We start from the raw sequence: 1,305 nt of genomic DNA on the forward strand, positions 1-1,305 counted from the left end.
GCCAATGCGCTGGGTACGCTGGTGGCCACCGTCAGTGACGAGAGCACCGGCGACGCGGTGGGCAGCGTGGGCTGGACCTATACGCTGAACAACAGCGCGGCGCAGTACCTGGCCGCGGGCCAGACCAAGACCGAAGTGTTCACGGTGACGCTGACCGACGACGTCGGGGCGACAGTGACCAAGGACGTGACGATCACCATTACCGGCAGCAACGACGCGCCGGTGCTCAGTTTCGCGACCGGCAACGAGGTCGGCACGGTGCAGGAAGACACCACCCTCAGCGTCAGCGGCCAGTTCAGCGCGGCCGACATCGATCACGATGCCATCGCCACTTGGAGTATTGCCGGGCCAAATACCGGCACCTTTGGCTCGATCGCGGTGGACAGCAGCGGCCAGTGGACCTACACCCTGGCTAATGGCAGCGACGGGGTTGCCAGTGCGGTGCAGTCGCTGAAGGCGGGAGAAAGTCACAACGAAGTGTTCAGCGTGCAGGTCAGCGACGGCCTGGGCGGCGTGGACACCCAGCTGGTGACCGTCACCATTACCGGCAGCAACGACGCACCCGTGCTCAGTTTCGCGACCGGCAACGATGTTGGCGCGGTGCAGGAAGACACCACGCTCAGCGTCAATGGCCAGTTCAGCTCGGCTGACATCGATCACGACGCCACGGCGACCTGGAGCATTGCGGGTACAGATACGGGCACCTACGGTTCGATCGCCGTAGACAACAGCGGCCAGTGGACCTACACCCTGGCCAATKGCACCGACGGGGTYGCCAGTGCRGTGCAGTCGCTGAAGGCGGGCGAGAGTCACAACGAAGTGTTCAGCGTGCARGTCAGCGACGGCYTGGGYGGCGTCGACACCCAGYTGGTGACSATCACCGTCACCGGCAGCAACGACGCGCCMGTGCTCAGCTTCGCGACCGGCAACGAGGCCGGCGCGGTGCAGGAAGACATCAAGCTCAGCGTCAGCGGCCAGTTCAGCTCGGCCGACATCGATCACGATGCCACGGCRACCTGGAGCATTGCGGGTACGGATACGGGCACCTACGGCTCGATCGCCGTGGACACCACCGGCCAGTGGACCTACACGCTGGCCAATGGCACCGATGGCGTTGCCAGTGCGGTGCAGTCGCTGAAGGCGGGCGAGAGCCACGATGACGTGTTTACGGTGCAGGTCAGCGACGGCCTGGGCGGCGTCGACACCCAGCTGGTGACCGTCACCATTACCGGCAGCAATGACGCGCCCGTGCTCAGCTTCGCGACCGGCAACGAGGCCGGCGCGGTGCAGGAAGACACCACGCTC

At 65.4% G+C, this 1,305-nt stretch carries 1 protein-coding gene; it reads left to right on the top strand.

Features of this window, described 5'->3' with window-relative positions; translation table 11 throughout:
• Nucleotides 1–1,305 (top strand): VCBS domain-containing protein (locus AC1DVH_RS31260; RefSeq protein ID WP_477757041.1); only part of this gene is annotated, 1,305 nt, incomplete at both ends.

The sequence above is a fragment of the Pseudomonas sp. P4_C3 genome, assembly GCF_056402075.1.